The sequence below is a fragment of the Vibrio sp. Vb0349 genome (assembly GCF_033338975.1).
This window is the reverse complement of sequence record NZ_JAWOTS010000015.1, coordinates 58,740-83,151: the sequence shown is the minus strand read 5'-3', so window position 1 is coordinate 83,151 and position 24,412 is coordinate 58,740. Positions and strand designations below refer to the sequence as shown.

Here is a 24,412-nt window from a genome sequence, read left to right as displayed (position 1 = left end):
AGCTGATACTGAATAATCGCCCCATCGATTGAGGCAAGACCTCTCGAAAAGAATTATGGGGCTCTGGTCCTCTCGCAACAATAGCTCGTGAACTCGGTCAGGTCCGGAAGGAAGCAGCCGCAGCGTGTGACTTGTGTGCCGGGATGTGGCTGGGGTCCCACCCTTTGAAAGCCCTGCGTTATCGCAGGGCTTTTTTCGTTTTTGAGCCTTCTTTTATTTTGGCTACGCTTGGTGTTCAACGTCTTCTGATGACCAAGCTTCTTGAGGTTATTTAGGTATAATTTATAATCTCATCCGCTCGATACCGAACTTTCGTGAAGATTGTTTAGGGTACGCTCGCCGAATAACCATTTTCACCTGGGATACTTTAATGATTTCAAAAAACCAATTAAAACTGCTTCGTGCTTTAGGTCAAAAGAAACAGCGTAAAGCGCATGGCTTATTCCTAGTTCAGGGTGAAAAGAACGTACTAGAGCTAGCAAGTAGTTCATTGAAGGTGAAGCAGGTTTTTGCAACAGCGGCATTTCTCGAACAAAATGCTGGTACGCTAAATCGTTTTGATTGTGTTGAAGCATCGCTTGATGAATTGACCAAAGCGAGCACGCTTGTGAGCAATAATGCGGCCATTGCTATGGTTGAAATTCCGAGTGTAAAAGAGCCTCAAGCGAAAGGATTGATGATTGCGCTAGATGGTGTATCCGACCCTGGTAATCTAGGTACGATTATTCGTGTTGCAGACTGGTATGGCATCAAGCACATTATTGCGAGTACAGATTGTGCTGATCCTTATAATCCTAAAACGATCAGTGCGACCATGGGCAGCTTTGGCCGCGTACAAGTGAGTTTGGTGGATTTGCCAAGTTACTTGGAACACGCCAAATTGCCAGTATATGGCGCGTTTTTGGAAGGAGAGAGCGTTCATAAAGCGGATTTCGCTGCTGAAGGTATTTTGTTGATGGGTAGCGAATCTCATGGTGTGCGAGAAGCCGCAGCAAAATTCGTGACAGATAAGATCACGATTCCGGCGTTTGGCGGTGCCGAATCACTGAATGTCGCGATGGCGACTGGCATTATTTTAGACAACATGCGCCGCCAACATAGCTAACGCAACAATTACTTAATAACAAAGCCAGTCAATTTGACTGGCTTTGTTGTATTTATTGCCTAGAAAAATCAGCCTGGCTGAATCTTGCGTTTAACGAAATACAGTGAATGTTGTTCGGTGAGTTAATTTTGTTTTAGTTCAATAGGCTGTGCCTATAAATAAAATTACTCCTTTCCATTTAGTAAAATCAGGAAATTAGGCGACACTTATCTAAAGGCCGCAATAAAATGCCCTTAAGGAGATAAGAATGCATTCATTAAAAGTAAAAGATTACATGACGTTGCAAGCGGTGACTTTCACGAAAGATATGTCACTTTCGGCAGCTTTAAACAAAGTAATGCAAAGTGTCACACTAGGTGGCCCTGTCATTGATGAAAATGAAAAAGTGGTTGGGTTTTTATCGGAGCAAGACTTATTAGATAAGTTGGTGAAAGCAAGTTATCACTGCCAAGATACACATACGGTACAAGAGTGTATGCATGATGATGTCTTATCTGTTTCTCCAGAAATGTCAGTAATTGAACTGGCTGACATGATGAAAGTTGGAAAGCCGAAAATGTATCCAGTGGTGGATGGCAAAGGTAAGTTGGTTGGTGTTATCACAAGAAGAGACGTGCTGCGTGCCATAGGAATGACATTAAATGAGTGCTTTAAGCATCCCGTTTAACCTCTCTGTTTAAACTTTACGGAATATTGCTTTTAAACTGGTTTGGAAAGACGCTTCGGCGTCTTTTTTATTTTCTATCGCCGAACTGTACAAATTTATCTTGACCTTGGAGCTTACTCTAAGGTTTATCCTTAGCAATAGGTAAATCACCGATACCAATAAGGAAAAAATTATGTGTACAAAACATCAAGGTTGCCAATCTAGCAAAATCAAAACTGTGGTGCCGCTTGGTGCAAGCGAGTCATGCTGTGCGCCAGTAAAATCTTCGCTCAATATCTCTCAGGCCAGTGTTGATGTTTCTGAAAGCTCTTGCTGTAGTGGAGGAGGCTGCAGCGTTGACACAGGCGAGGAAGACGATCCCACAAGGGAGAGTAATTCCTCCGTTCGGAACGCTTGGCTTGTGTCAGGTATGGATTGCCCATCTTGTGCGCAAAAGCTTGAGAAAGCCATTACGTCTTTACAAGGCGTCAGCCAAGCCAAGGTTTTGTTTGCAACAGAAAAACTGGTCGTCGATTTTGATGGTCTAGAGCTGATAGCTACGATAGAGCAGACAGCCCAAAAAACGGGTTTCCCGCTCTCTTCACTTGATGCTCCAAAACCAAGCACTACAAAGAAAGGCTGGCTTGGCGTCATAAGAGACAACATCCAAATTCTCTCGATTGCTGGTGCAATGGCTACTGCGGCAGTAATTTCTAAGATCGACCCTCAAATAAGCGCTTGGTTATTCACTTTGACGTGTTTACTTGGTTTATACCCAATCGCGCTCAAAGCATTTAAGTTGGCGCGTAGCGGTACGCCTTTTGCGATTGAAACGTTAATGAGTGTAGCGGCTCTCGGCGCTTTATATTTAGGTGAAACCGCCGAAGCCGCAATGGTGTTATTGCTTTTCCTTATTGGTGAAAAGTTAGAAGCATATGCATCATCTCGCGCGCGAAGCGGTGTTCAGGCGTTAATGGACTTAGTCCCAGAAAATTCAATTTTAATTATTGATGGAGAGCGTAAAGAAGTACCAGCTGCGCAGCTTAAACCAGGGGATATCATAGAAGTCGCACCCGGAGGTCGTTTGCCTGCCGACGGTGTTTTGCAAGATGCGCTTGCGAGTTTTGACGAAAGTGCGTTAACGGGAGAATCTGTTCCCGTTGAGCATCAAACCGGTGGCAAAGTGATGGCCGGGGCTGTGGTTGTCGATAAAGTGGTTCGCTTACAGGTGACTTCCCGTCAGGGCGAGAATGCGATAGACCGAATTCTTCATTTGATTGAAGAAGCAGAATCCCGTAAGGCACCATTAGAACGCTTTCTTGATAAATTTAGCCGTTGGTATACGCCGCTAATGATGCTGGTGTCTCTTATGGTTATCGTTACGCCGCCATTACTATTTGCCCAACCGTGGGAAACGTGGATCTATCGAGGACTCGCCCTGCTGTTGATTGCTTGTCCATGTGCATTAGTAATTTCAACGCCTGCGGCGATCACTTCTGGCTTGGCGGCAGCTGCTAAGCGGGGCGCATTGATCAAAGGTGGAGCGGCGCTTGAGTTGCTTGGCAAGGTTGAGTCTGTCGCATTTGATAAAACTGGGACACTGACGCAAGGTAAACCAGAAGTGACTGACGTCTTTGCTTTTGATATGGATGAAGACAAATTACTTAGCCTAACTGCGTCAATCGAGGTTGGTTCAAGTCATCCTCTAGCGGTTTCTTTAGTTACCAAAGTGCAAGAGCAGGGGCTTACTATTCCTGAAGCGTTGGATAAAACCGCGCAAGTAGGCTCTGGTGTCACTGGTTACGTCGATGGAAAAATGGTCCAAGTGGTCACGCCTTCAAAGGCAGACTTTCCACTTTCTCAGGAAGCCAAAGAGCAAGTGGTTACGTTGGAACAACAAGGTAAAACGGTTGTCATTGTTCGTTACGATGACGAGGTCATTGGCGTGATCGCATGGCAAGATACATTGCGCTCAGATGCCCAGCAAGCCATCGCAATGTTGAAGGAACTTGGGGTCACGTCGGTGATGCTAACGGGTGACAACCCGAGAAGTGCAGAAGCAATGGCAAATAGAATAGGCTTGGATTATAAAGCGAGTTTGTTACCTGCAGACAAGGTGCATTACGTCGAGAAGCTATCACAACAACATACCGTTGCGATGGTGGGAGACGGTATCAATGATGCTCCAGCCATGAAAGCTTCGAGTATCGGCATTGCGATGGGAGGCGGTACGGATGTTGCGCTCGAGACAGCTGATGCGGCGTTAACACACAACCGTTTGATTGAGCTACCTGCCATGATAGAACTGTCGCGTGCGACGCTAAGTAACATTCGTCAGAATGTCGCGTTAGCGCTAGGTTTGAAAGGTGTATTCTTAGTGACAAGTTTACTTGGTGTTACTGGGTTGTGGGTTGCTGTATTAGCCGACAGTGGTGCAACAGCACTGGTGACATTGAATGCGTTGAGATTACTTCGTTTTGAGTCCAAGCAGATTAAATAACTGACCTAACCATTGATCCCACTCATTAATAGCCCGAGGCATTCGTGTATCGGGCTTTTTTTAACCGTATTAACCTGATGCGATCAGACGTTTTTCTCGTCCTTGAAATCACGCATTGCTATGCAACAAAATGATCTAACGCCCCTTAAAGTGTGATAAATACCAGTTTTGTTTGAAATTTCATTTTCATTACATTTTGTCATTGTGATTGTGATCACTCTATGTTGGTGAAAGGTTCGCTACAGTGCATCTGTACCCAATAACTGATTAATGAGCTTATTGTTCATAAAATAAGCCACAATAAGGAGCGACTTATGTCTCAAGCTGTATTCCATTTAGGTGTTACTGAAGCTGATCTTAATGGTGCGACTCTAGCGATCATTCCTGGTGACCCAGCGCGTGTTCAAAAAATCGCAGAACAAATGGAAAATCCAGTATTTCTAGCAAGCCATCGTGAATACACGCTATACCGTGCAGAGCTAGACGGTAAACCTGTTGTGGTTTGTTCTACAGGTATTGGTGGTCCTTCTACCTCTATCGCAGTTGAGGAATTGGCACAGCTTGGTGTTCGCACTTTCCTACGTGTTGGTACAACGGGTGCAATTCAACCGCATGTAAACGTGGGTGACATGATCGTAACGACGGGGTCAGTTCGTCTTGACGGTGCGAGCCTACACTTTGCTCCTATGGAATTCCCAGCAGTTGCTGACTTTGAAGTAGCAACCGCAATGAAAGCAGCGGTAGAAGAGTCTGGCGCTACAGTTCACATGGGTGTGACTGCATCAAGCGACACGTTCTACCCTGGTCAAGAACGTTACGATACGTTCTCTGGTCGTGTTGTTAAGCGTTTCCAAGGCTCTATGCAAGAATGGCAAGACATGGGCGTACTTAACTTCGAGATGGAGTCTGCAACACTGCTAACAATGTGTGCGAGCTCTGGTTTAAAAGCGGGTTGTGTGGCTGGTGTTATCATCAACCGTACACAAAAAGAGATTCCAGATCATTCAACTCTGAAAGAAACGGAAGCGCGTTCAATTAAAGTGGTTGTAGAAGCAGCGCGTAAAATGCTTTAAGCCTCTATAGTTGGCATTTAAACAAACAGAAAAAACCAGAGGCTAACCTCTGGTTTTTTTCTACTTATAGAAATGCGTACAGCTAAAATTTAGGTATAAAAAAAGCAGCATTAATGCTGCTTTTTATCGTTGTGAATTTTAGCTTTTCTTAATGGCACTATATCTCGTCTGAACCGCCCGCGTCTTTAAACCAAGCCGTTAAGTGCGTTCTTAAATCTTTAAGCTCATCAGGGCCAATCAGGGCTAGCCCTAAGTCTTCAGCACGAGTAATGTCATTGTGACGAAGAGGACGGAAGCTCACCAACATTGCGCGCGCTTGTAAGCCACCTAATAGATCGCGAAGCGATTCTAACTTATATAAAGTATCGTCGCCGTCATCTCTCATGCCTTTGGTTTTGCACTCGATGATGTGCAGCTTGTTGTTTACAACTGTTGCGACATCTAACTCATTGCGTACTTCACTTTCACCAAGTTTACGATAAACCTGAACATTTAACGATCGATCTTGAATCGTCGGCATGGTGTCTTGGATTTGCTTCACGGTGCTGTGAACCAAAGTTTCTAACCACTCACCGTTTGAAAAGCGTCGAGCATCTTCATCTGCAAACGTTAAAACGCCATTTTCATAGGTGGCGATTTCTGCTTCTACTAAATCTGAAAGCAACATGTTGAGCTCACGGTAGCCCTGCTGTTTTTCGGAGAGCTCGACATCAAGCTTTTGTTCTTTGCGGCATGTGGTTGCAAGGTAGTTAAGTGTTGCTAGACCTGGCCCAAGTTCAAGCGCATTTGAGGCCCATCGTTCACCAAGTTCATACAATTTTTTATCAAGAAGAGGTGGTAAATCAACGTGGTGAAACTCGCCGCGTGCACCAAAGATAGTGAGGTAATCTGCAATCGTAATGTGATCTTCGACTTGGGTATCTTCTTTGCCATCAGGGTATAACCAACAAAGCTTATCGCTACTAGGCTCAACCACAAAAATTGGCCAGCGATAGGTACGGAAAACTTCGTACACCGACAACAAGCGATGACGAAGACCACAGCTCGCGTTCAATTTTACATCTTCGCCGCGTTCATGGAGGTCTTTTGCCAGTTTTTGAATTGCTTGTTTGATCAGAGATGTATTAACAGCGGATGGAATTTCAAAAAATTCAGAAGTAATTTCTCGTTGATCTAAAACGGCACTCAGTCGGTCAAATATATCTAACTGGCTCTTGTCTCCGATGAAGACGATATGTGTGCTTAGCGTACGATTATCTAATAGAGGAGTGACCAATCTCACTGGGTCTTGGTCGATAATACCAACATGAACAGCCATAGATTTTCCTTTTTATGAGGCCGCTCGAAAAGAGTTGTGCAAGGGGATGAGCTGGCCTTATTAATCATATGTAGACATGGCCGACAAAAAACAAGGGCGACTTAACAAAAAGTCGCCCTTATACAGTTGATTGCACTAATTAATGCTCTTAATTATAAAGTATTTATAACTTAAAGCGGTGGACCAATTCATTTTGCTGATGAGCCAAGTGGGTCAGTGACTCACTGGTTTGTGCGATACTCGACATGGCTTGGAAACTTTCATCGGCGATGTTGTTAATATCTTCAATGCTGCGAGCAATGTCTGTTGATGTTTCACTTTGCTCTGCTGCTGCTTGTGAAATGTGCGTACTCATTTGGCTGATCTCAATGATTAGCGCCTGGATTTCTTCCATTGAGCTGTTCGCTTTTGACGCTTGCTCAACCGACATCTCCATATCGCTCATACAGCTTTGTATGACTTGGTTTGCCGATTGTGAGCTAGATTGCAGATTACTGATCATAGATTCAATTTCAGTGGTTGATTGAGTCGTTCTTGATGCGAGTACTCGTACTTCATCTGCCACTACCGCGAAGCCGCGACCTTGTTCACCAGCGCGAGCCGCTTCAATTGCCGCGTTCAATGCCAGTAGGTTGGTTTGCTCCGCAATGTTGCGGATCACATCAAGGATAGACCCAATTTGACCACTCATCTTTTGTAGCTCAGAAACTGCGGAGACCGATTCGTTCAAACGTGTTTCTAGTTGATTAATGGTTGAGATGTTACTGCTCATAACATTTCTGCCTTCTTCAGAGGCAGATTCGACGCGTTGCACCATTTCTAGCGAGCCTTGCGCACTTTGCGCGACTTCCTGCACTGAATGAGACATTTCTGTCATCGCGGTAGCGACGTTTGCCGTTTGTTCGCGTTGAGAGCTCAATTTAATTTGTGCTTGCGAAGAGGTGCGTTCGTTGGTTGTCGCGGTTGACGATAGGTTTTCTGACGCTTCGTTGAGTTTCACCAAGATCTCGTGAAGGTTGTCGGCGAGTGAGTTAATGTGTCCACTCACACGGCTGAATTCGTTGTTATAGCGAATATCGATACGCTGTGTCATATCACCTTCAGTCAGGCCTTCTAACACTTTTAGAATACGAGTCAACGGCTCGCGAACGCTTTGTGCGATGTGGTAGCCAATCGCTGTCGCGAGTAAAACGACAATAACGCCAATGATGATGGCTTTCGTTACACCGGCCGAATATATGTCACCTGCATCTGCCAATGATTCATTGAGCTTATCTGTTGCGGTTGTCGTAAATTGCTCAAGAATCGCCATGGTTGAATCCACTTTATTTGCTAGGTTGGCGATATTGTTATACAAAGCGGCGCGAGCATTGAGGTAATTATTATGTTGGTCTAGCACACCGCCACGCATACCGACGTCACGAGTAAATTGCTCTACAGATTCGCCAAATGCTTTTTCTAGCTCAGGAAGCTGAGTCACCAACCCGCGGAATGCGTAATTCAAGTGCGTTACTGCTTTGCGGTTTTTAGCTACGGCTTGCGTAACAAACTCAGGGTTGGAACTGGCGAGGGCATCAGAGGTAATTACTTCGGCATCTTTTAACTTGATAAAGTAGCTCTTTGCCATGACTTTGACAGAAATGCTGGTTTGATCTGCCACATATTCTTTAAGACCAACCGAAAGTTCGGTATTCAGTTTTTGGAAGCGGCGTGAGGATTTTTGCACTTCTTCTTGAGCCGCGAACATTGCTTCGTAGTTGTCCATGGCCTCTAGAGCTTCTGTAAAATAGCTCTGCTCTAACGTTTTTAACTCTGAAAACGGTTCGGCAAGAGAAGGGTAGATTTGGCTTGCGGTTTTCAGTTGAGCCAATGTGGATTCGAAGCGCTGTTGAGATCTAGCAAATTCCTGACGCATTTCATCCATGCGTTGTTTATTCTCTGTTGTCAGGAAGTCTTTAAATGATTTGTCGGCAGAAAGCAGCTCAACACTGGTTTGATTAGATAACGATACCAACGGTAGGGATGATTTAGAAACCGTGCCAAATTTTCCGTGAATAGCACTCATTCCTCCCATCATAATGGCAATTGTGACGGCAAATAGGATGATGATCAGTGCAAAGCCGGCATACATCCTTTTAATAACTGAACCTCGCATAAGTGAGCTTCCTCTCCCAAAAATAGACAAGCTACCCAAGCATTTTTGAGTTTACTTGGGTATAAAAATAATAATTGTCTTAAAAAAGTAACAAAATTCATTGGATTGTATTCAGTTTGTGACGCGCATTTTATGACGCACACGACAAAAAAAGCTTCGTTAATTAGCATTTGATTAATAATGTTAAGTGAACACTGTTTTTATTGAGCTCCGCTTTTGGTTGGCGCATACTAATTGGGGTCTAATTACGTTTATAAAATGGAGTCCTCATGGCGGAAGAAACGATCTTTAGTAAAATTATTCGCAAGGAAATCCCTGCCGATATCCTTTATCAAGATGATTTGGTGACTGCGTTTCGCGACATTAACCCTCGCACACCAAGCCATATTCTCATTATTCCGAATAAACTGATCCCAACAACGAATGATGTAGAAGCTGAAGATGAAGCAATGATGGGGCGTTTGTTCACTGTTGCTAGAAAGTTAGCGAAAGAAGAAGGTATTGCTGAAGACGGCTATCGCCTGATCGTTAATTGTAATCCACATGGTGGCCAAGAGGTTTACCATATTCACATGCACCTACTAGGCGGCCGCCCTCTAGGTCCAATGGTATTGAGCTAAGCTTTTAAAAGTGGGTGGTGATTCACCCACTTCTTTTTCCTGTCGAATGACACATTTGTGGAGATAAATGTGAAACTAGGTGTAAAGCTGTTAGGGCTGATGAGCTGGGCTTTAATGGCCTCTGGCTGCGCGAATTTATCTGCGGGCAATCTGTTTAGCCATTACAGCAACCAGAATCAAGAAGTTTATCAAGCCGTTGTTGCAGGGGAATATGCCAAAGCAAAACAACTTCAATCAAGTGAAGTGGGTGGCGAGATACTTGGCAATTTTGAAAAAGGTCGTATCTCTTTTCTTGCTGAAGATTACCTAACAAGTTTAAATGCGCTAGAAAGCAGCGATCGTGCTGTACGTGTTCAACAAGATCGTGCGACGATATCTGTGTCAGACACGGCAACGAGCGTCGGCTCTCTCGCAGTGAACGACAATCTCCAAGACTATCATCCCGCCGATTACGAACTTGGCTTTTTGCACCTGTATCTAGGACTAAATTACTTACAGAAAAACGATTTAGAAGGGGCACTAGTTGAAGTGCGTCGAGCTAATCAAGTTCAGGAAGCAGCAAGAAAGGCGCGTGAAAAAGAGCTAAAAGCAGCAGAGAAAGACCTTAACAAGCAAGGCATGTCTGCCAATTTAGGCAGTGTGTTAGCGAACTACCCTGATGCTGGTAAAAAACTAAGCGCGGTACAAAATGGTTATCTGTTCTATCTTTCTGGCTTGTTATATGAAGCGTCGCGAGACTTAAACAGTGCTTATGTTGATTACCGACGAGCACTCGCTGTAATGCCAGACAACAAGCAAGTTGTGGAAAGCACCTTATACGCTGCTAAGAAGCTGGGCATGCGTGAAGACTTGCGCATGCTAGAGAAGCGGTATGGTAAAGCACCTTCTGGATTAACTCAGTCACAAGGGCGAGTCATCGTTATTGATGAGCAGGGTGTTGTTGAGGCGATGAAAGGGTGGCGTATTGATTTACCAATTTACGACAGTCGCGATAATGGCGCGATTTATTCGTTGGCGCTTCCTTATTATCAGAACCGAGGTGCTCAACGTTTTAGCGATGTTGTTTTAAATGGTCAGATATTGCCTTCCAGTACGCTGACTGATGTTAATGCGATGGCGCAAAACGATCTTAATGAACGTCTTACTACAATAGTGATCCGTCAAGCTCTTCGTGTTTGGGCAAAAGATCGAATCCGAAAAGAGGCGGCGAAAAAAGGCGATGATGTAGGCAACATACTTTTCAATGTATGGAACACATTGACCGAACAGCCAGATACAAGAAGTTGGCAAACATTGCCAGCGCAAGTGAAAACGGCTTCAAAAATCGTGAAACCGGGAACACAAAGTTTAAACTTGGGTGATCAAACCTATCAGTTTGAAGTGCCTGCACAGCAGACTACATTGGTATGGGTATCTCGTCAGGGAGCACACTCAACCGTGTGGCATAAACAGCTAGGGAGACTGTAATGAAAGCATGGCTTGTTTGTTTAGCAATGGCTATTGGTTTAGTTGGATGCGCCGAAAACACGGCTGGTATTCGAATTGATGGCCAAACGCAAAAAGTATTTTTTAATGATAACGTTTTAGGTAGTCGCTTATTAGTTGACAACATCACCACCACTTACGTTGATGATCGCCCACGAGGAGTCGTGCTGCTGAGTAGCAATTACAAAGGTGATCAGCACATTCTTTACCGATTTTATTGGTATGACAACAATGGTTTAGAAGTGAATACCAAACCTGGTCCGTGGCGAAAAATGATTGTGCGCGGATTTGAGCAAGTCACGTTATCTGAAGTTACTGTGAATCCAAATGGCACAAAATTCCGTGTGCAAATTAGAGAAGCACAAGACGATTAATCTTAACGGCTCTGCCGAAGCTGCCGCGCTAACGATGCGCTGGTATTGAAAAACTAAGGAACTCTCATGAAAAAAAGTATTATTGCTCTTTTAGGTCTTGCCGTCATTTTAGGTGGCTGTTCTAACAAAGTCTCTTACGGCGATGCGCAAGCAACAGAAACCACGACTATCGATTTTGGCTCAACAGATTTACAAAAAATCGCGGCTGAAATGGTGGATAGCATGATGATGTCGGGCTCTGTAGCAGCAATTACTCGTGACCAACGTCCTATCGTTTTTGTTGAGCGAATTAAGAACAAAACCAGTGAACATATTGACACTGAATCCATTACTGACACGATCTCTACTAAGATGTTGAACTCAGGTAAGTTCCGTTTTGTTGATATGGATCGTGTTGAGTCTGTGCGTGAACAACTTAACTTCCAAAATACGGATGAGCTTGTTAACCAAAGCACAGCGATCCAATTTGGTAAAATGGTTGGTGCTCAATACATGCTTTACGGCAACCTATCTAGCATTGTGAAAAATGCAGGTAGCGATAAAGATGTATACTACAAGATGACCATGCGCCTAATGGACCTAGAAACAGGTTTGATTGAGTGGGCGGATGAAACTGAAATTCGTAAAGCGCAATCTAAGAGCCTATTCGGTCTTTAATCGAACAGGGTGGAGAAGTCATCAATGGCATGGTTTTCTTGGCAACAAGCAAAACAGTTAGATCCGAGTCTTAACGCTCTCGATGGCTTCTTTACGGAGCCTCCGGTAAAAGTACAAACTGTTACCGGGGGGCTCACCAACCGTTGTTGGCGGTTGGAATCTTCTCAAGGCCTTGCATACATCTGGCGACCGACCAGTCATGTCTGCAAGGCTTTTTCAATTTCTCGTCACAGTGAATATCAAGTGCTGAATGCAGTCTCTTCATTGGAAATTGGCCCCAAGCCAGTTTTTATTCATGAGCAAGGGTTGCTGGTGGAATGGATAGAAGGAGAGGCTCTGACGGAGTCAGGCTTAGCACTAAGCAATTTATTATCCATTGCGGCGAAGATTCATCAATATCCGATAAGCGCAATTCCTTTGGTTCCATTTTCATATATTTCTCGCATCGATCATTATTGGCTTGAGCTTGGTGGTCAGTATGTGGGGACGGAGTTTGAGGCTTTGTACATGAAGTGGCGCACGGAACCGAACGTTGCACCTGTTCCGCTGGCCCTATGTCACTTCGATTTGGGGTGTTACAACCTAGTGCGAGGGGAGAGTGGGGTGAAAGTCATTGATTGGGAGTATGCCGGGATTGCTGACCCTAGGCTTGATTTGACCTTAACTATTCAGGTCGCGAATGCGCCTGTGGAAGAAGCGGTAAAGCAGTATTGCCAACTTCGAGGTATCGAAGATGTGTCTCTTTGGCTGAGAGGTGTACACGCTTGGCAACCAAGAACCTTGGTGATGGCGATGCTCTGGTATCTACTTGCCTATAAATTGTGGGGAGATGAACAATACTTAAACAGTGCGTATGAGTTGAAAGGCTCATTGTGTATGGAAGATCACTGTTTTGAGAACTCGTGATATTTTCCCCTTTAACAGTAAGGAAATAGTGGTAGTTTTAATAAAAGTACCAGATACACACAGGGAGAGGTACAGATGATTATTTACTTACACGGCTTTGACAGCACAAGCCCGGGTAACCACGAAAAAGTTCTTCAACTGCAATTTATCGACGACGACGTTCGTTTTATCAATTACAGCACCCTTCACCCAAAGCACGACATGCAACACTTGTTAAAAGAAGTGTCTAAAGTTATCGATCAATCTGATGACCCAAACCCGTTAATCTGTGGGGTAGGTTTAGGTGGTTACTGGTCTGAGCGAATTGGTTTTCTATGCGGTATCAAGCAAGTGATGTTCAACCCGAACTTGCACCCAGAAAAAACGATGGCTGGTCGAATCGATCGCCCAGAAGAGTATGAAGATATCGCAACAAAATGTGTTGATCAGTTCCGAGCGAAAAATCAAGCGCACTGCTTAGTGATTCTCTCTAAAGATGATGAAGTGCATGACAATTCGAAAACGGCAGCTGAGTTAGAAAAACACTATCAAATCATTTGGGATGAAACTCAGTCTCATAAGTTCAAAAAAATCTCTCATCATTTACAAGCGATAAAGGCATTTAAAAATACTTACTAATGTTGAGTGTAGACAGTAAAGCGGCGTTTTTATCGGCTGCTTTGCTGCGATTCCTTCTCTTGAGTATGCCGAGCCACTGTCTCTTTGAAAGGCACATTTTCTTGGTTTAACGCTTTGAATATTGTGTTCTCCTTACCGTTTTCTTACTTACCTCCTATGTAGCACGAACACCTTGTTGTAGAGTAGTCGAAAAGTAGTCAATCCGTACTCGTTACACGGATTTTGGTTGCCTTCAAAGTTGGTCTCTATATAATGAACCGGACTAAAATAATTTGATAAATATCAAAAAAAATTGAGAGCGAGTAATAAACTTGCCCAAAAAATTCTGGCGTCGTATGCGTACCAGATAAACATGCCAAACCCTGACAAGTCATTGATAGATAAAGAATCAAGGTGAGTGGCAGTTTTTTAATCCAAGTAATTGAGACACCTCTAAGAACCAAGAATTCATCGGTTGGATGGATGCCACAAATGTTTGTGAGTCATGCATCGAGCTGAACCCCATATATTCATTTTTGTAGAGGAAAATCATTGTGACACGCATTATCGTTGTAGGCGGCGGTGCAGGTGGTCTTGAGTTGGCAACTAAGCTTGGTCGAACTCTAGGTCGCAAAAACCGTGCGCAAATTACGCTAGTCGATCGAAAAGCGAGCCACTTGTGGAAGCCATTATTGCATGAGGTTGCTACAGGTTCTTTGGACGAAGGAGTAGATGCACTGAGCTATCGAGCTCATGCAAAAAACCACAGCTTCGACTTCCAAATGGGTAGTCTTCAAGACATCGACCGTGAACGTAAAGTTATCATCTTAAGTGAGCTTAAAGACGAACACGGTGAACTTCTTATGCCAAGCCGTGAGCTAGAATACGACATTCTAGTGATGGCGATTGGCTCGACATCAAACGACTTCAATACGCCTGGCGTTCGTGAAAACTGTATTTTCCTAGACAGCCCTGAGCAAGCACACCGTTTCCGTACAGAAATGAACAACGAGTTCCTAAAGCTGCACGCGAAAAACGGTAACGGTACGGTCGATATTGCGATTGTTGGTGCTGGTGCAACTGGCGTTGAACTATCAGCTGAGTTACATAATGCTGTTAAAGAGCTGCGCACTTATGGCTTCGGTGATCTTGATTCTAGCAAGTTGAACGTCAATCTGATTGAAGCAGGTGAGCGTATTTTACCAGCGTTACCTCCACGTATTTCTTCTGCTGCTCATCAAGAGTTGGTGAAGTTGGGCGTAAACGTGCGCACCGCCACTATGGTGACTAAAGCTGAAAAAGATGGCCTTACTACAAAAGATGGTGAGAAAATCCCAGCTCAAATCATGGTTTGGGCTGCAGGTATCAAAGCTCCAGACTTTATTAAAGATATCGCTGGCTTAGAAACGAACCGTATCAATCAGCTTGTAGTGAAAAACACACTACAGACAACACGAGATGATGACATCTTTGTTATTGGTGACTTAGCACAATGCACCCAGTCTGACGGTTCGTTCGTGCCGCCACGCGCTCAAGCTGCACACCAAATGGCAAGCCAGGCATTTAGTAACATCGTCGCGAAGATCAACGGGCGCGAGTTGAAAGACTATGTATATAAAGATCACGGTTCATTAGTGTCTCTAAGTCGCTTCTCAACCGTTGGTAGTCTGATGGGGAACCTAACTAAAGGGTCGATGATGGTAGAAGGCCGTATTGCTCGTGTCGTTTACATCTCATTGTATCGCATGCACCTAATGGCGTTGCACGGTGTATTCAAAACCGGTCTGATGATGCTCGTCGGCCGCATTAATCGCGTGCTGCGTCCAAACCTTAAGCTGCACTAAGGTTTTAAATCCACTCTGTGTGGATGTGTTGTATCTTAAAAAATGCAGAAGCCACCGCAAGTCGGTGGCTTTTTTTTATGTTAGATCTGTCGGTAAAAGTGAGAACACAACGCCATCTTTAGGCTTACCCTGAAAAATAAACCGGTTTCTGGCGATGGCTTCTTTTTGTGCACCGACGGACTCAATTAAGGCTTGGCTAGCTTCGTTGTCGGGGTCACAAACAATCTCTAGTCGAGTTAAACTTAGCTTTGCGAAGCAGAATTCTGCTAAGGCTTTAACGGCTTCTTGGGCATAGCCTTGCCGTTGATAGCGGTCGGCAACCCAGTAACCAATACTCGCCATATTAAACGTATGATATAACTCATTAACCGCTGCCATTCCAACCAAAGTGTTACTTTGCCGCTCATAGATACCGAAACCAAAAGCCTCAGTTTTGACCCAGTTAAGACGGGTTGCCAACAGAAAGTCCTGCGCGGTTTTCAATGTGACGTTTTTATCACACCAGTCAAGCCATTGGTGCAGCGAAGGGGATTCTGCAAGTAATCGTTGTAGTGAATGTGCTTCTTCAGCAGGGATGAGCTTGAGCGCTAAGCGGGGCGCAATGATTTCAAAGTCTGGACTCATGAACTAATACGACTTCCATGTTGAGTGTAAGTAAATTGAAAGCTGTCTATTTATACTTGAACGCAGCTATTTTCCTTGCTCTGCGTTGGTTAGGAATAACTGAGGTATAGCAGATAAAAACAAAGCGCAGCTTTGCTGCGCTTTGTCGAACCGCTCGTGCTTATCGAACCCGACGAACTTGAATGATCATACCCATCAACGGGTTATCTAGGTAATGAGTCTCGCTGCTACGCATACGACGTTTTTGATCCATTCGATAACTCTTCAGGAATTTCTCTTCGGTTACTGTCGGCGATATTTCTGCCAAGTTACCGACTTGGACGTTACCATCTACTTCACCTAAGTCATCCGCCAATTGCTCAGTTGAGGTTGGTTCAAAACGCACCTCTCTAACACTTGGTTCGCGCAGATCTAGTGTTGTTTCGGCGAAGAGGTAATGCTGTACGTATATTTGGAATCGACCATCTAGTTCATATAAAGGACCATTGACCGTCTCTTCACTGTAACCGTCGCTGGAAAATGTTTGATTGCCATTGATTGGGCGGCCATCTGCTTGATAAGAATCAGAGAAATCTCGCCCGCCAACGATGCGGAAAATTGGGGCGCTAGATTTACCTCGGTCACCTTGACGCCAGGCTACGTGTTTAAGCACTTTAAAGCCGGCATGATTATTTAGTGCCGCTTCTTGCGCGTTGAGACGGAAAGAAGAACTTGGCAAAAGTGTCACGCCTTTAGAGCGGCGGTAGGATTCACTCTCTAGGCTACCGACATTTTCCATATCGATTTTTGGCAGTTGATTCGGCCAAGATTCTGCTGTGCTTTCAGCGTCGACTGCTCGCTTGAAAATGATCACTTCAATATCAAATTGGCGCTGTGCCCAAGAGGGCATTGAGACACATAGAAGCAATAACGGGATCAGTATTCTCATTCGACTATTAGCTCGTTGGTAATAAATTCTGTTTAAAATCATTCAGTAAGTCTTGAACAAACTGAATGCGTTTACGTCGGTCCACCAATGGTACGCTAAACTTGAACTTAGTTGGACCTTCCATTGCAAATTTTTGCGGCTGTGATTGCAGCAGTTTAACTAAATACGCTGGATTTATGTCAGCATCAGGGTAAAACTCGATAAATCCACCTTTATCATGGGCTTCTATCTTTTTCGCTTTTAAACTACCAGCCGAAATTTTCAATTCTGAGACGGCAAGTAAGTTCTTTGTTGCGTCTGGAAGCAAACCAAAGCGATCAATCAGCTCCACTTTTAGCTCTGATAGTTCATCACTGCTTGTGACACTCGCAATGCGTTTGTACATCGACAGTCGTGTGTTTACATCCGGAATGTAATCATCTGGTAAGAGCGCTGGGATTCGCATTTCCACTTCAGTTTGCTCACGAAGCAGCTCATCCAAAGATGGCTCCTTGCCTTCTTTTAATGCTTGCACTGCTTGTTCCAGCATTTCCATATAAAGTGTAAAACCAACGGATTGAATTTGCCCACTTTGCTCATCACCAAGCAGCTCACCAGCACCACGGATTTCTAAATCGTGGGTTGCTAACGTAAAGCCAGCACCTAAGTCTTCCAGTGAAGCAATCGCATCAAGACGCTTGATGGCATCTTTGGTCATGGCTTTTGGATGTGGCGTTAATAAGTAAGCATAGGCCTGATGGTGTGAACGTCCAACACGGCCACGCAATTGATGCAACTGCGCCAAGCCAAGATTGTCCGCACGATCCATGATTATGGTATTTGCCGTTGGTACGTCGATACCGGTTTCGATGATGGTTGTACACACCAACACATTAAAGCGCTGATGGTAGAAGTCATTCATGATTCGCTCAAGTTCGCGCTCGCGCATTTGACCATGAGCCACGGTAATGCGTGCCTCTGGGATGAGTTTCTGTAAGTCTTCTGCCGTTTTTTCAATGGTTTCAACCTGATTGTGCAGGAAGTAAACCTGACCACCACGCATAATTTCACGCAGTACCGCTTCACGGACCACTGGCTCTTCTTTTTGTCGAACAAAGGTTTTAATGGCTAAACGGCGTGCAGGAGGTGTCGCGATGATCGACAGGTCTCGCATGCCACTCATTGCCATATTCAGTGTGCGTGGAATTGGTGTTGCGGTGAGGGTAAGAATGTCCACATCCGCACGCATTGCTTTGACTTTTTCTTTTTGACGAACCCCAAAGCGGTGTTCCTCATCAACGATCAACAAACCTAAATCTTTGAATTTAATGTCGCTCGAAAGCAGCTTATGCGTACCAACGACAATATCGACTTTACCATCGGCAACGTCTTGCAGAATGACTTTTTGTTCTTTGGCAGATTTAAAACGAGACAGTACTTCAACTCGGATTGGTAAGTTGGCAAAACGGTCACGGAAGTTTTCGAAATGCTGCTGAGCAAGCAAGGTTGTTGGTACGAGTACGGCGACCTGTTTACTGTTATCCGTTGCGACAAATGCTGCGCGCATAGCGACTTCCGTTTTACCAAAGCCCACGTCACCACACACTAAGCGATCCATCGCTTTTGCCTGGCACATGTCTGACAATACGGCATTGATGGCCATCGCTTGGTCATCTGTTTCTTCAAACGGGAATGTTGCTTTAAATGTTGCGTATTGCCCACGATCTAGCTCAAATTTGAAGCCAGGTTTTAATTCTCGTTTTGCATACACATCCAGCAATTCTGCCGCGACATCACGCACTTTTTCTGCCGCTTTACGACGTGCTTTTGCCCACGCTTCACCACCTAATTTATGCAGTGGCGCATTCTCTTCAGCGCCGCCAGAATAACGGCTGATAAGATTCAGTGATGAAACTGGCACGTAGAGCTTGGCATCGTTTTGATACTCAAGGGTGACGTATTCCGTTTTCATGCCACCGGCTTCAAGTGTTTGTAAACCGATGTAGCGACCAATACCGTGATCAATATGAACCACAGGTTGACCGGGTTTTAACTCCGCAAGGTGGCGAATAACGGTGTCACTGTTGACGGCTTTTTTATCTTTGCGGCGTCGCTGGATAACACGGTCACCAAGTAGATCACTTTCACAGATCAGAGCGAAGTTCAGCTCTTCGTGAATGAAACCATGCTCTGCTGCGCCTAAGATCAAGCTGAATCGATCACCTGAGTCTAGAGCTTGGTAAAGTGAGCCATGTACGACTGGCCGAACTTTGATGCCTTGCAACAGCTCCGTTAGTGCTTCACGACGACCTTCTGACTCTACCGAGAAAACGATTTTTCCGCTGAATTGTTCACTAAACTGACGAAGGCGCGAGAGCGGCTCTTTGTTTTGTTGCTGAACGCCAAGCTCGGCTAACGATTGTACGGGTAGGTTTTGACGACCGGCACGCTTAACCACTTTATCTAGGCTCAATTGAGCGATAGGGAGCTGTTTTAGTTGACTGAAAAGTTCGTCTTTTTTCAACCAAAGCTGTTCAGGAGTCAAAAGAGGACGCAGCGGATCAACTTTTTTCTGGTCGTATCGATATTCGACATCGGTTAAGAAAGTATCGACCGCAGATTCGATATCACCATATGTGATGACTTGAGAGTCTTCTGGCAAATATTCAAATAAAGTCTCGGTATGGTCAAAAAACAGCGGCTGCCAATACTCAATACCAGCGGGCCACGTGCCTTTGGTCACTTGCATGTAGATTGATTCAGGCTCGCGGCGTGCGTCGAACTGGGTGCGCCAACGTGTACGGAAATCTTCAATCGCTTCTTTAGTGGTTGGGAACTCATGTGCAGGCAGCAATTGGATTTGCTGAATATCGTCGATAGAGCGTTGGTTCTCTGGATCAAACGTGCGAATGGTATCTATTTCATCATCAAAGAAGTCGATGCGGTACGGGTCATTGCTGCCCATAGGAAAGAGATCCAGAATAGACCCACGACTTGCATATTCACCTGGCCCAAATACTTGATCTACATGGCGGTAGCCTGAATTTTCAAGTTGTACACGTAACTTCTTTAGCGAGATTCGATCACCAGTTTTCACCATTAAAGTGTGTTGCAACAGAAAATCACGTGGCGATTGGCGTTGCAATACTGTACTGACCGGGACGATGGTTATGCCATCACGTTGACTTGGCAGTTGGTATAGGCGTGCGATACGTTCAGAGATGATTTCTTGATGCGGAGAAAAGTTATCGTAAGGCAGCGTTTCCCAGTCGGGGAACAGGCTTACCGTTTGGTCGGTGAATTGCTCAATCTCTGCCTGAAGCTTTAAAGCGATTTGCGGGTCAGGCACAACGAGTAGCGAGTGACTCGAATGCTGCTTGGCCAGCTCTGCAATGGCTAGAGGTAGAGCTGCGCCCGGCAAATTACCTAGCTGTTTTTTGTCGCCACGCTCTGAAGGGTTTGTGACGGAAAGAATCGTTGCTTTTGTCATAGGAATTATTTTTTATCTCGCTCCATCGAGCGCTGACGTAAAAGTTTTTGTTGTTGATACAGTGCCGCCTTTATCAGTAAATCTTGATCAGATTCTCGGAGCATCTTGTATCTAAGCGTGATAATGAAATCTTGCTCTGAAGCATCACATTCTTCTACTTGAGCGTAACAGTAAATCGCCGCAGCAGGGTGATCGAGGAACAGTTTAACACGAACGAGTTGTTGAGTAGTTAACGCTGTATCTGAGCGGAAACTGAGTTGACTAGCACCAAACTGCGTCGTTTGATATCGAATGGAGGCGTCATCTTGTTGTGAAAGCATAAAGCTCAACAAGAGGTTAAGTTTCGCGTTTTGCGTATCAAGCAAGTTGATCACATGCTTTAACTCTTTGTTTTTCAGCCCTAGACGCGCGTTGTCTGCCAACATATCTAAGTGACTAAATTCACTGGCGACAATAAATGGTGCTGGAATTTCGGAGGCAAATGTTTCTTCATCTGGCAAAGCAAAGTCCGCACTCAACGTTTCGACGTTGATGGTGAGGTTATGATGGACGGTAAAGTATTCTTGCTCTGTCATATAGTCGATCCTTTTGCCAGTGAGCGCTCCTTGCTCACTCAACAAACAAAGAGAAATAGGGCACTGATTATCGCTAACTGAATGAAGTTATCAAGTTTAGCCGATTTGTCCTTGAACTTTTTGCCCTAAATACAGACTTATTGCATGTCGTTGACAAATTTAGCGATTCTCTTGTCTTCTTAATGAGAAGAGTAAGGTAAGATAATCCGCTAAAGCTTTATATCAAAACAACCAGTTGGTTTGTCTTATATGTATCATCCTATCTCATTGTTTATTGGCTTAAGGTATCTTCGGGGACGCTCTGGAGATAGGTTCAGCCGATTTGTTTCTTATATGTCGACGGCGGGTATTACGATCGGTGTAATGGCGTTGGTGACGGTTCTTTCTGTGATGAACGGGTTTGAATCGCAGTTAAAAGAACGCATTTTAGGTGTGCTACCTCATGCCGTGGTTTCGCAACACGATGGAAAAACGCCTATGACCGAGTCTGCCCCTCCATTTGTTCAAGCGATGTCGAGTGAATCTCAGCCGGAGCCTATCGTTAGAGGAGAGGCTGTTATTCAGAGTTCTGCACAGCTGACGGCTGGTTACCTCATCGGTATTGAACCTAAGAAAGGCGATCCGATTAGCAACCATTTGATTGCCGGACGATTATCGTCACTTCAAGCAGGTGACTACAATGTATTTTTGGGTCACAGTTTGGCGCGTTCACTAAAGGTCTCAATCGGGGATAAAGTGCGCTTGATGGTGACCAACGCAACGCAGTTTACCCCACTTGGCCGTATTCCTAGCCAGCGAAACTTTACTGTCTCAGGCATTTTCAATACGGGATCGGACGTTGATGGTCAATTAATGATTGTGAACATGACGGATGCATCTAAGCTGATGCGTTTCCCTAAAGACACGGTTTCTGGTTGGCGTGTCTTTTTCTCTGACCCATTTATGGTGACGGATTTTGCTGACCAACCCATGCCTGATGGGTGGCAATGGAGTGATTGGCGCGAACAGCGTGGTGAGCTTTTCCAAGCGGTGAAAATGGAAAAGAACATGATGGGACTTATGCTAGGTCTAATTGTGGGTGTCGCTGCATTCAATATTATCTCCGCTTTAATCATGGTGGTAATGGAGAAACAATCAGAAGTCGCAATATTGAAAACTCAAGGCATGACTCAATCTCAAGTGATGACCATTTTCATGGTGCAAGGTGCAAGCAGTGGTGTAATTGGCGCGATTGTTGGTGGCGCTGCGGGCGTGATCTTGTCACTTAATCTAAATGCGATTCTTGAATCTGCTGGTGTGGCGCTATTCAGCTTTGGTGGTCATCTACCCATCTTGATTGATTCACTGCAAATTCTTTTAGTGGTGGTATTGGCGATTGCTCTTAGCCTTGCTGCTACGCTTTATCCTTCTTATCGAGCATCTTCTGTTAAACCTGCTGAGGCACTTCGCTATGAATAAGCTATTAGAATGTCGTGATATTCGTAAAGTCTACCGAGAGGGTTCGTTAGATACGGAAGTGTTGAAAGGCGTAAGTTTCGATATCGACAAAGGGGAGTTGGTTTCTATTGTTGGCTCTTCTGGTTCGGGAAAAAGTACCTTATTGCATATTTTAGGTGCGTTAGATGACGCAACTCATGGTGAAGTTGATTTTCTAGGGCAAAACCTATCAGCTTTGAGCTCGAACAAACAGGCGGCATTACGCAACAAGCACCTTGGTTTTGTATACCAGTTTCATCACTTATTGGCTGACTTTACTGCGCTTGAAAATGTGGCGATGCCACTGATGATTGGCGGTGCTAAAGTAGCGGATGCAAAACAGGCGGCTAAAGCGCTGTTAGATAAAGTTGGTTTGAGTCATCGGATGCAACATAGACCCTCCGAGTTATCGGGCGGTGAGCGTCAGCGTGTTGCGATTGCGCGTGCATTGGTGAATAAACCTGATCTGGTCTTGGCTGATGAACCTACGGGGAACTTAGATCACAATACGGCACTGTCTATCTATGATTTGATGCGCGAGCTCAATAAAGAGTCAAACATTGCATTTTTGGTTGTCACGCATGACAAAGAGCTGGCAGCAAAAATGGATCGTCAAATGCACATGCAAGATGGTTTGCTCGTAGATCGTTTTGTGACTGATACAGCATCTGCGGAGGGCTAGTTTTGTTTACCTCTTTAGCTTTGATGATTGGTGGTCGCTTCAGTCGAGCGAAAAAGCGCAACAAGATGGTGTCTTTCATATCGCTTTCTTCGACCATTGGTATTGCGGTTGGCGTTGCTGTGATCATTATCGGTTTGTCTGCAATGAATGGCTTTGAGCGCGAGCTGCAATCGCGTGTGTTGTCTGTGATCCCACACGGCGAGTTAGAAGGTGTTAATGGACCACTTCATGACTACACCAAAACGATGAATCAAGCTCTAAAACATGAACATGTTGTCGCGGCAGCACCGTACGTTCGTTTTACGGGTTTGGCAGAAAAAGGCAGTAAGCTAAAAGCGATAGAAGTTCGTGGCGTAGAGCCTACTTTCGAGCAAGCGGTGTCGAGCTTATCGAATTTTATTGACCAAGCAGCTTGGCAAAACTTTTATGCCGGTCAGCAGCAAGTGATCTTAGGCCGAGGTGTAGCAAACGAGCTAAATGTCGCCGTGGGGGATTACGTTACGTTAATGATTCCGCAAACAGGCGGCGCAAATAAAGTGCAGGCTCCTAAGCGTGTGCGCGTGAAGGTGTCAGGGTTCTTAACGTTGAATGGCCAAATCGACCACTCTCTAGCGTTAGTACCATTAGCGGATGCGCAGCAATACGCGAGGTTAGGGGAAGGGGTCACTGGCATTTCACTAAAAACTGACGATGTTCTCAATGCGCCTTCTATTGTTCGCGAGGTTGGTAGCATGGTTGATGTTTACGTGTATTTGAAAAGCTGGCAGCAAAAGTTTGGTTTTTTGTATCGCGATATTCAGCTCGTGCGCACCATTATGTACTTGGTGATGGTACTGGTGATTGGCGTGGCATGTTTTAATATTGTGTCTACGTTGATGATGGCAGTGAAAGACCGAGCGGCGGAAATTGCAATTTTGCGAACAATGGGAGCAAAAGATAGCCTAATCAAACGGATCTTTGTTTGGCAAGGTGTATTCTCTGGTGTATTTGGCAGTCTCGTCGGCAGTGTTATCGGTGTCTTAGTGGCGTTAAACCTGACTCCGTTAATTAAAGGGTTAGAGAGCTTAATTGGTCATCAGTTTTTATCGGGTGATATTTACTTTGTTGACTTCTTACCATCACAACTACACTGGCCAGATGTCGCATTGGTGTCAGTGACGGCGATAGTGCTTAGTTTACTTGCGACGTGGTATCCTGCTTCTCGTGCCGCAAGGTTGAATCCGGCGGCTGTACTGAGTTCTAAATAGCTGATTGTTTTACAATATGCGAAAAACAAAAAGGACCGAATTCGGTCCTTTTTTGTATTTATCCGACTTGAGTAACATCGCGTTTCATTCTAACTGTTAGATGCCCCTCAACTGATAGCTCAAATGCTGAT

At 44.8% G+C, this 24,412-nt stretch carries 20 protein-coding genes and 1 other RNA gene; 15 read left to right on the top strand and 6 right to left on the bottom strand.

The window, feature by feature from the left end:
• The first annotated feature begins 61 nt into the window (after positions 1 to 61).
• The 5 genes from ffs to udp all read left to right on the top strand — a co-directional run bounded on the left by ffs (position 62) and on the right by udp (position 5,324).
• Positions 62 to 158: signal recognition particle sRNA small type (gene ffs, locus R7Q47_RS16230), an RNA gene on the top strand.
• A 212-nt stretch (positions 159 to 370) separates the two neighbouring features.
• Positions 371 to 1,105: an RNA methyltransferase gene (locus R7Q47_RS16225; RefSeq protein ID WP_154204725.1), complete on the top strand. Its 735-nt coding sequence runs from the start codon at positions 371 to 373 to the stop codon at positions 1,103 to 1,105.
• A gap of 247 nt (positions 1,106 to 1,352) precedes the next feature.
• Positions 1,353 to 1,772, top strand: coding sequence for a CBS domain-containing protein (locus R7Q47_RS16220; protein WP_005378483.1), 420 nt, complete (start codon positions 1,353 to 1,355; stop codon positions 1,770 to 1,772).
• Positions 1,773 to 1,944: 172 nt separating this feature from the next.
• The gene (locus R7Q47_RS16215; protein ID WP_213962927.1) at positions 1,945 to 4,251 is read left to right on the top strand and encodes a zinc/cadmium/mercury/lead-transporting ATPase; all 2,307 of its coding nucleotides are present in this window, start codon (positions 1,945 to 1,947) and stop codon (positions 4,249 to 4,251) included.
• 314 nt (positions 4,252 to 4,565) lie between these two features.
• Positions 4,566 to 5,324 (top strand): uridine phosphorylase, encoded by a 759-nt coding sequence (gene udp, locus R7Q47_RS16210; RefSeq protein WP_005378479.1) that lies wholly within the window; start codon positions 4,566 to 4,568, stop codon positions 5,322 to 5,324.
• 157 nt (positions 5,325 to 5,481) lie between these two features.
• On the opposite strand, the gene R7Q47_RS16205 is transcribed toward udp, so the two are convergent.
• Together R7Q47_RS16205 and R7Q47_RS16200 are read right to left on the bottom strand one after the other, a co-directional pair.
• Entirely contained in the window at positions 5,482 to 6,642 is a 1,161-nt protein-coding gene (locus R7Q47_RS16205) for a DUF1887 family protein (protein WP_005378476.1), read from the bottom strand.
• 163 nt (positions 6,643 to 6,805) lie between these two features.
• Positions 6,806 to 8,797 (bottom strand): methyl-accepting chemotaxis protein, encoded by a 1,992-nt coding sequence (locus R7Q47_RS16200; RefSeq protein WP_318089257.1) that lies wholly within the window; start codon positions 8,795 to 8,797, stop codon positions 6,806 to 6,808.
• Between the two features lie 269 nt (positions 8,798 to 9,066).
• Here R7Q47_RS16200 and hinT point away from each other — a divergent pair, with 269 nt between their 5' ends.
• The 7 genes from hinT to R7Q47_RS16165 all read left to right on the top strand — a co-directional run bounded on the left by hinT (position 9,067) and on the right by R7Q47_RS16165 (position 15,280).
• Positions 9,067 to 9,417 carry a purine nucleoside phosphoramidase gene (gene hinT, locus R7Q47_RS16195; RefSeq protein WP_005378473.1) on the top strand — a complete coding sequence of 117 codons (351 nt, stop codon included), beginning with the start codon at positions 9,067 to 9,069 and terminating at the stop codon, positions 9,415 to 9,417.
• A 69-nt stretch (positions 9,418 to 9,486) separates the two neighbouring features.
• Complete coding sequence (locus R7Q47_RS16190; protein ID WP_065274288.1) at positions 9,487 to 10,884, top strand: COG3014 family protein; 1,398 nt, start codon at positions 9,487 to 9,489, stop codon at positions 10,882 to 10,884.
• The gene (locus R7Q47_RS16185) at positions 10,884 to 11,276 is read left to right on the top strand and encodes a YcfL family protein (protein WP_064353738.1); all 393 of its coding nucleotides are present in this window, start codon (positions 10,884 to 10,886) and stop codon (positions 11,274 to 11,276) included. The genes R7Q47_RS16190 and R7Q47_RS16185 overlap by 1 nt, the downstream gene beginning before the upstream one ends.
• A 66-nt stretch (positions 11,277 to 11,342) precedes the next feature.
• Positions 11,343 to 11,933: a penicillin-binding protein activator LpoB gene (lpoB, locus tag R7Q47_RS16180; protein WP_005378467.1), complete on the top strand. Its 591-nt coding sequence runs from the start codon at positions 11,343 to 11,345 to the stop codon at positions 11,931 to 11,933.
• A gap of 24 nt (positions 11,934 to 11,957) precedes the next feature.
• Positions 11,958 to 12,839 (top strand): thiamine kinase, encoded by an 882-nt coding sequence (gene thiK / locus R7Q47_RS16175; protein WP_213901047.1) that lies wholly within the window; start codon positions 11,958 to 11,960, stop codon positions 12,837 to 12,839.
• A 75-nt stretch (positions 12,840 to 12,914) separates the two neighbouring features.
• Positions 12,915 to 13,457 (top strand): alpha/beta hydrolase YcfP, encoded by a 543-nt coding sequence (ycfP, locus tag R7Q47_RS16170; RefSeq protein ID WP_005378464.1) that lies wholly within the window; start codon positions 12,915 to 12,917, stop codon positions 13,455 to 13,457.
• Positions 13,458 to 13,990: 533 nt separating this feature from the next.
• Positions 13,991 to 15,280 (top strand): NAD(P)/FAD-dependent oxidoreductase, encoded by a 1,290-nt coding sequence (locus R7Q47_RS16165; protein ID WP_005378463.1) that lies wholly within the window; start codon positions 13,991 to 13,993, stop codon positions 15,278 to 15,280.
• Positions 15,281 to 15,355: 75 nt separating this feature from the next.
• On the opposite strand, the gene R7Q47_RS16160 is transcribed toward R7Q47_RS16165, so the two are convergent.
• The 4 genes from R7Q47_RS16160 to R7Q47_RS16145 all read right to left on the bottom strand — a co-directional run bounded on the left by R7Q47_RS16160 (position 15,356) and on the right by R7Q47_RS16145 (position 20,876).
• Positions 15,356 to 15,904: a GNAT family N-acetyltransferase gene (locus R7Q47_RS16160; RefSeq protein WP_005387823.1), complete on the bottom strand. Its 549-nt coding sequence runs from the start codon at positions 15,902 to 15,904 to the stop codon at positions 15,356 to 15,358.
• Between the two features lie 160 nt (positions 15,905 to 16,064).
• Positions 16,065 to 16,832, bottom strand: coding sequence for a peptidoglycan binding protein CsiV (locus R7Q47_RS16155; RefSeq protein WP_195723107.1), 768 nt, complete (start codon positions 16,830 to 16,832; stop codon positions 16,065 to 16,067).
• A 7-nt stretch (positions 16,833 to 16,839) separates the two neighbouring features.
• Positions 16,840 to 20,301 carry a transcription-repair coupling factor gene (mfd, locus tag R7Q47_RS16150; RefSeq protein ID WP_154204722.1) on the bottom strand — a complete coding sequence of 1,154 codons (3,462 nt, stop codon included), beginning with the start codon at positions 20,299 to 20,301 and terminating at the stop codon, positions 16,840 to 16,842.
• A 5-nt stretch (positions 20,302 to 20,306) separates the two neighbouring features.
• Positions 20,307 to 20,876, bottom strand: a complete 570-nt coding sequence (locus R7Q47_RS16145) for a hypothetical protein (protein WP_065274290.1) — start codon at positions 20,874 to 20,876, stop codon at positions 20,307 to 20,309.
• A 249-nt stretch (positions 20,877 to 21,125) separates the two neighbouring features.
• Between R7Q47_RS16145 and lolC the strand changes: the two genes are divergently transcribed.
• The 3 genes from lolC to lolE are packed head-to-tail and all read left to right on the top strand — an operon-like array spanning position 21,126 to position 24,281.
• On the top strand, positions 21,126 to 22,334 hold the full coding sequence (lolC, locus tag R7Q47_RS16140; protein WP_053349430.1) for a lipoprotein-releasing ABC transporter permease subunit LolC: 1,209 nt from the start codon (positions 21,126 to 21,128) through the stop codon (positions 22,332 to 22,334).
• Positions 22,327 to 23,034, top strand: a complete 708-nt coding sequence (gene lolD, locus R7Q47_RS16135) for a lipoprotein-releasing ABC transporter ATP-binding protein LolD (RefSeq protein WP_005378457.1) — start codon at positions 22,327 to 22,329, stop codon at positions 23,032 to 23,034. Before lolC ends, lolD begins: the two co-directional genes overlap by 8 nt.
• A 2-nt stretch (positions 23,035 to 23,036) precedes the next feature.
• On the top strand, positions 23,037 to 24,281 hold the full coding sequence (lolE, locus tag R7Q47_RS16130) for a lipoprotein-releasing ABC transporter permease subunit LolE (protein WP_064376276.1): 1,245 nt from the start codon (positions 23,037 to 23,039) through the stop codon (positions 24,279 to 24,281).
• Positions 24,282 to 24,412 lie beyond the last annotated feature (131 nt).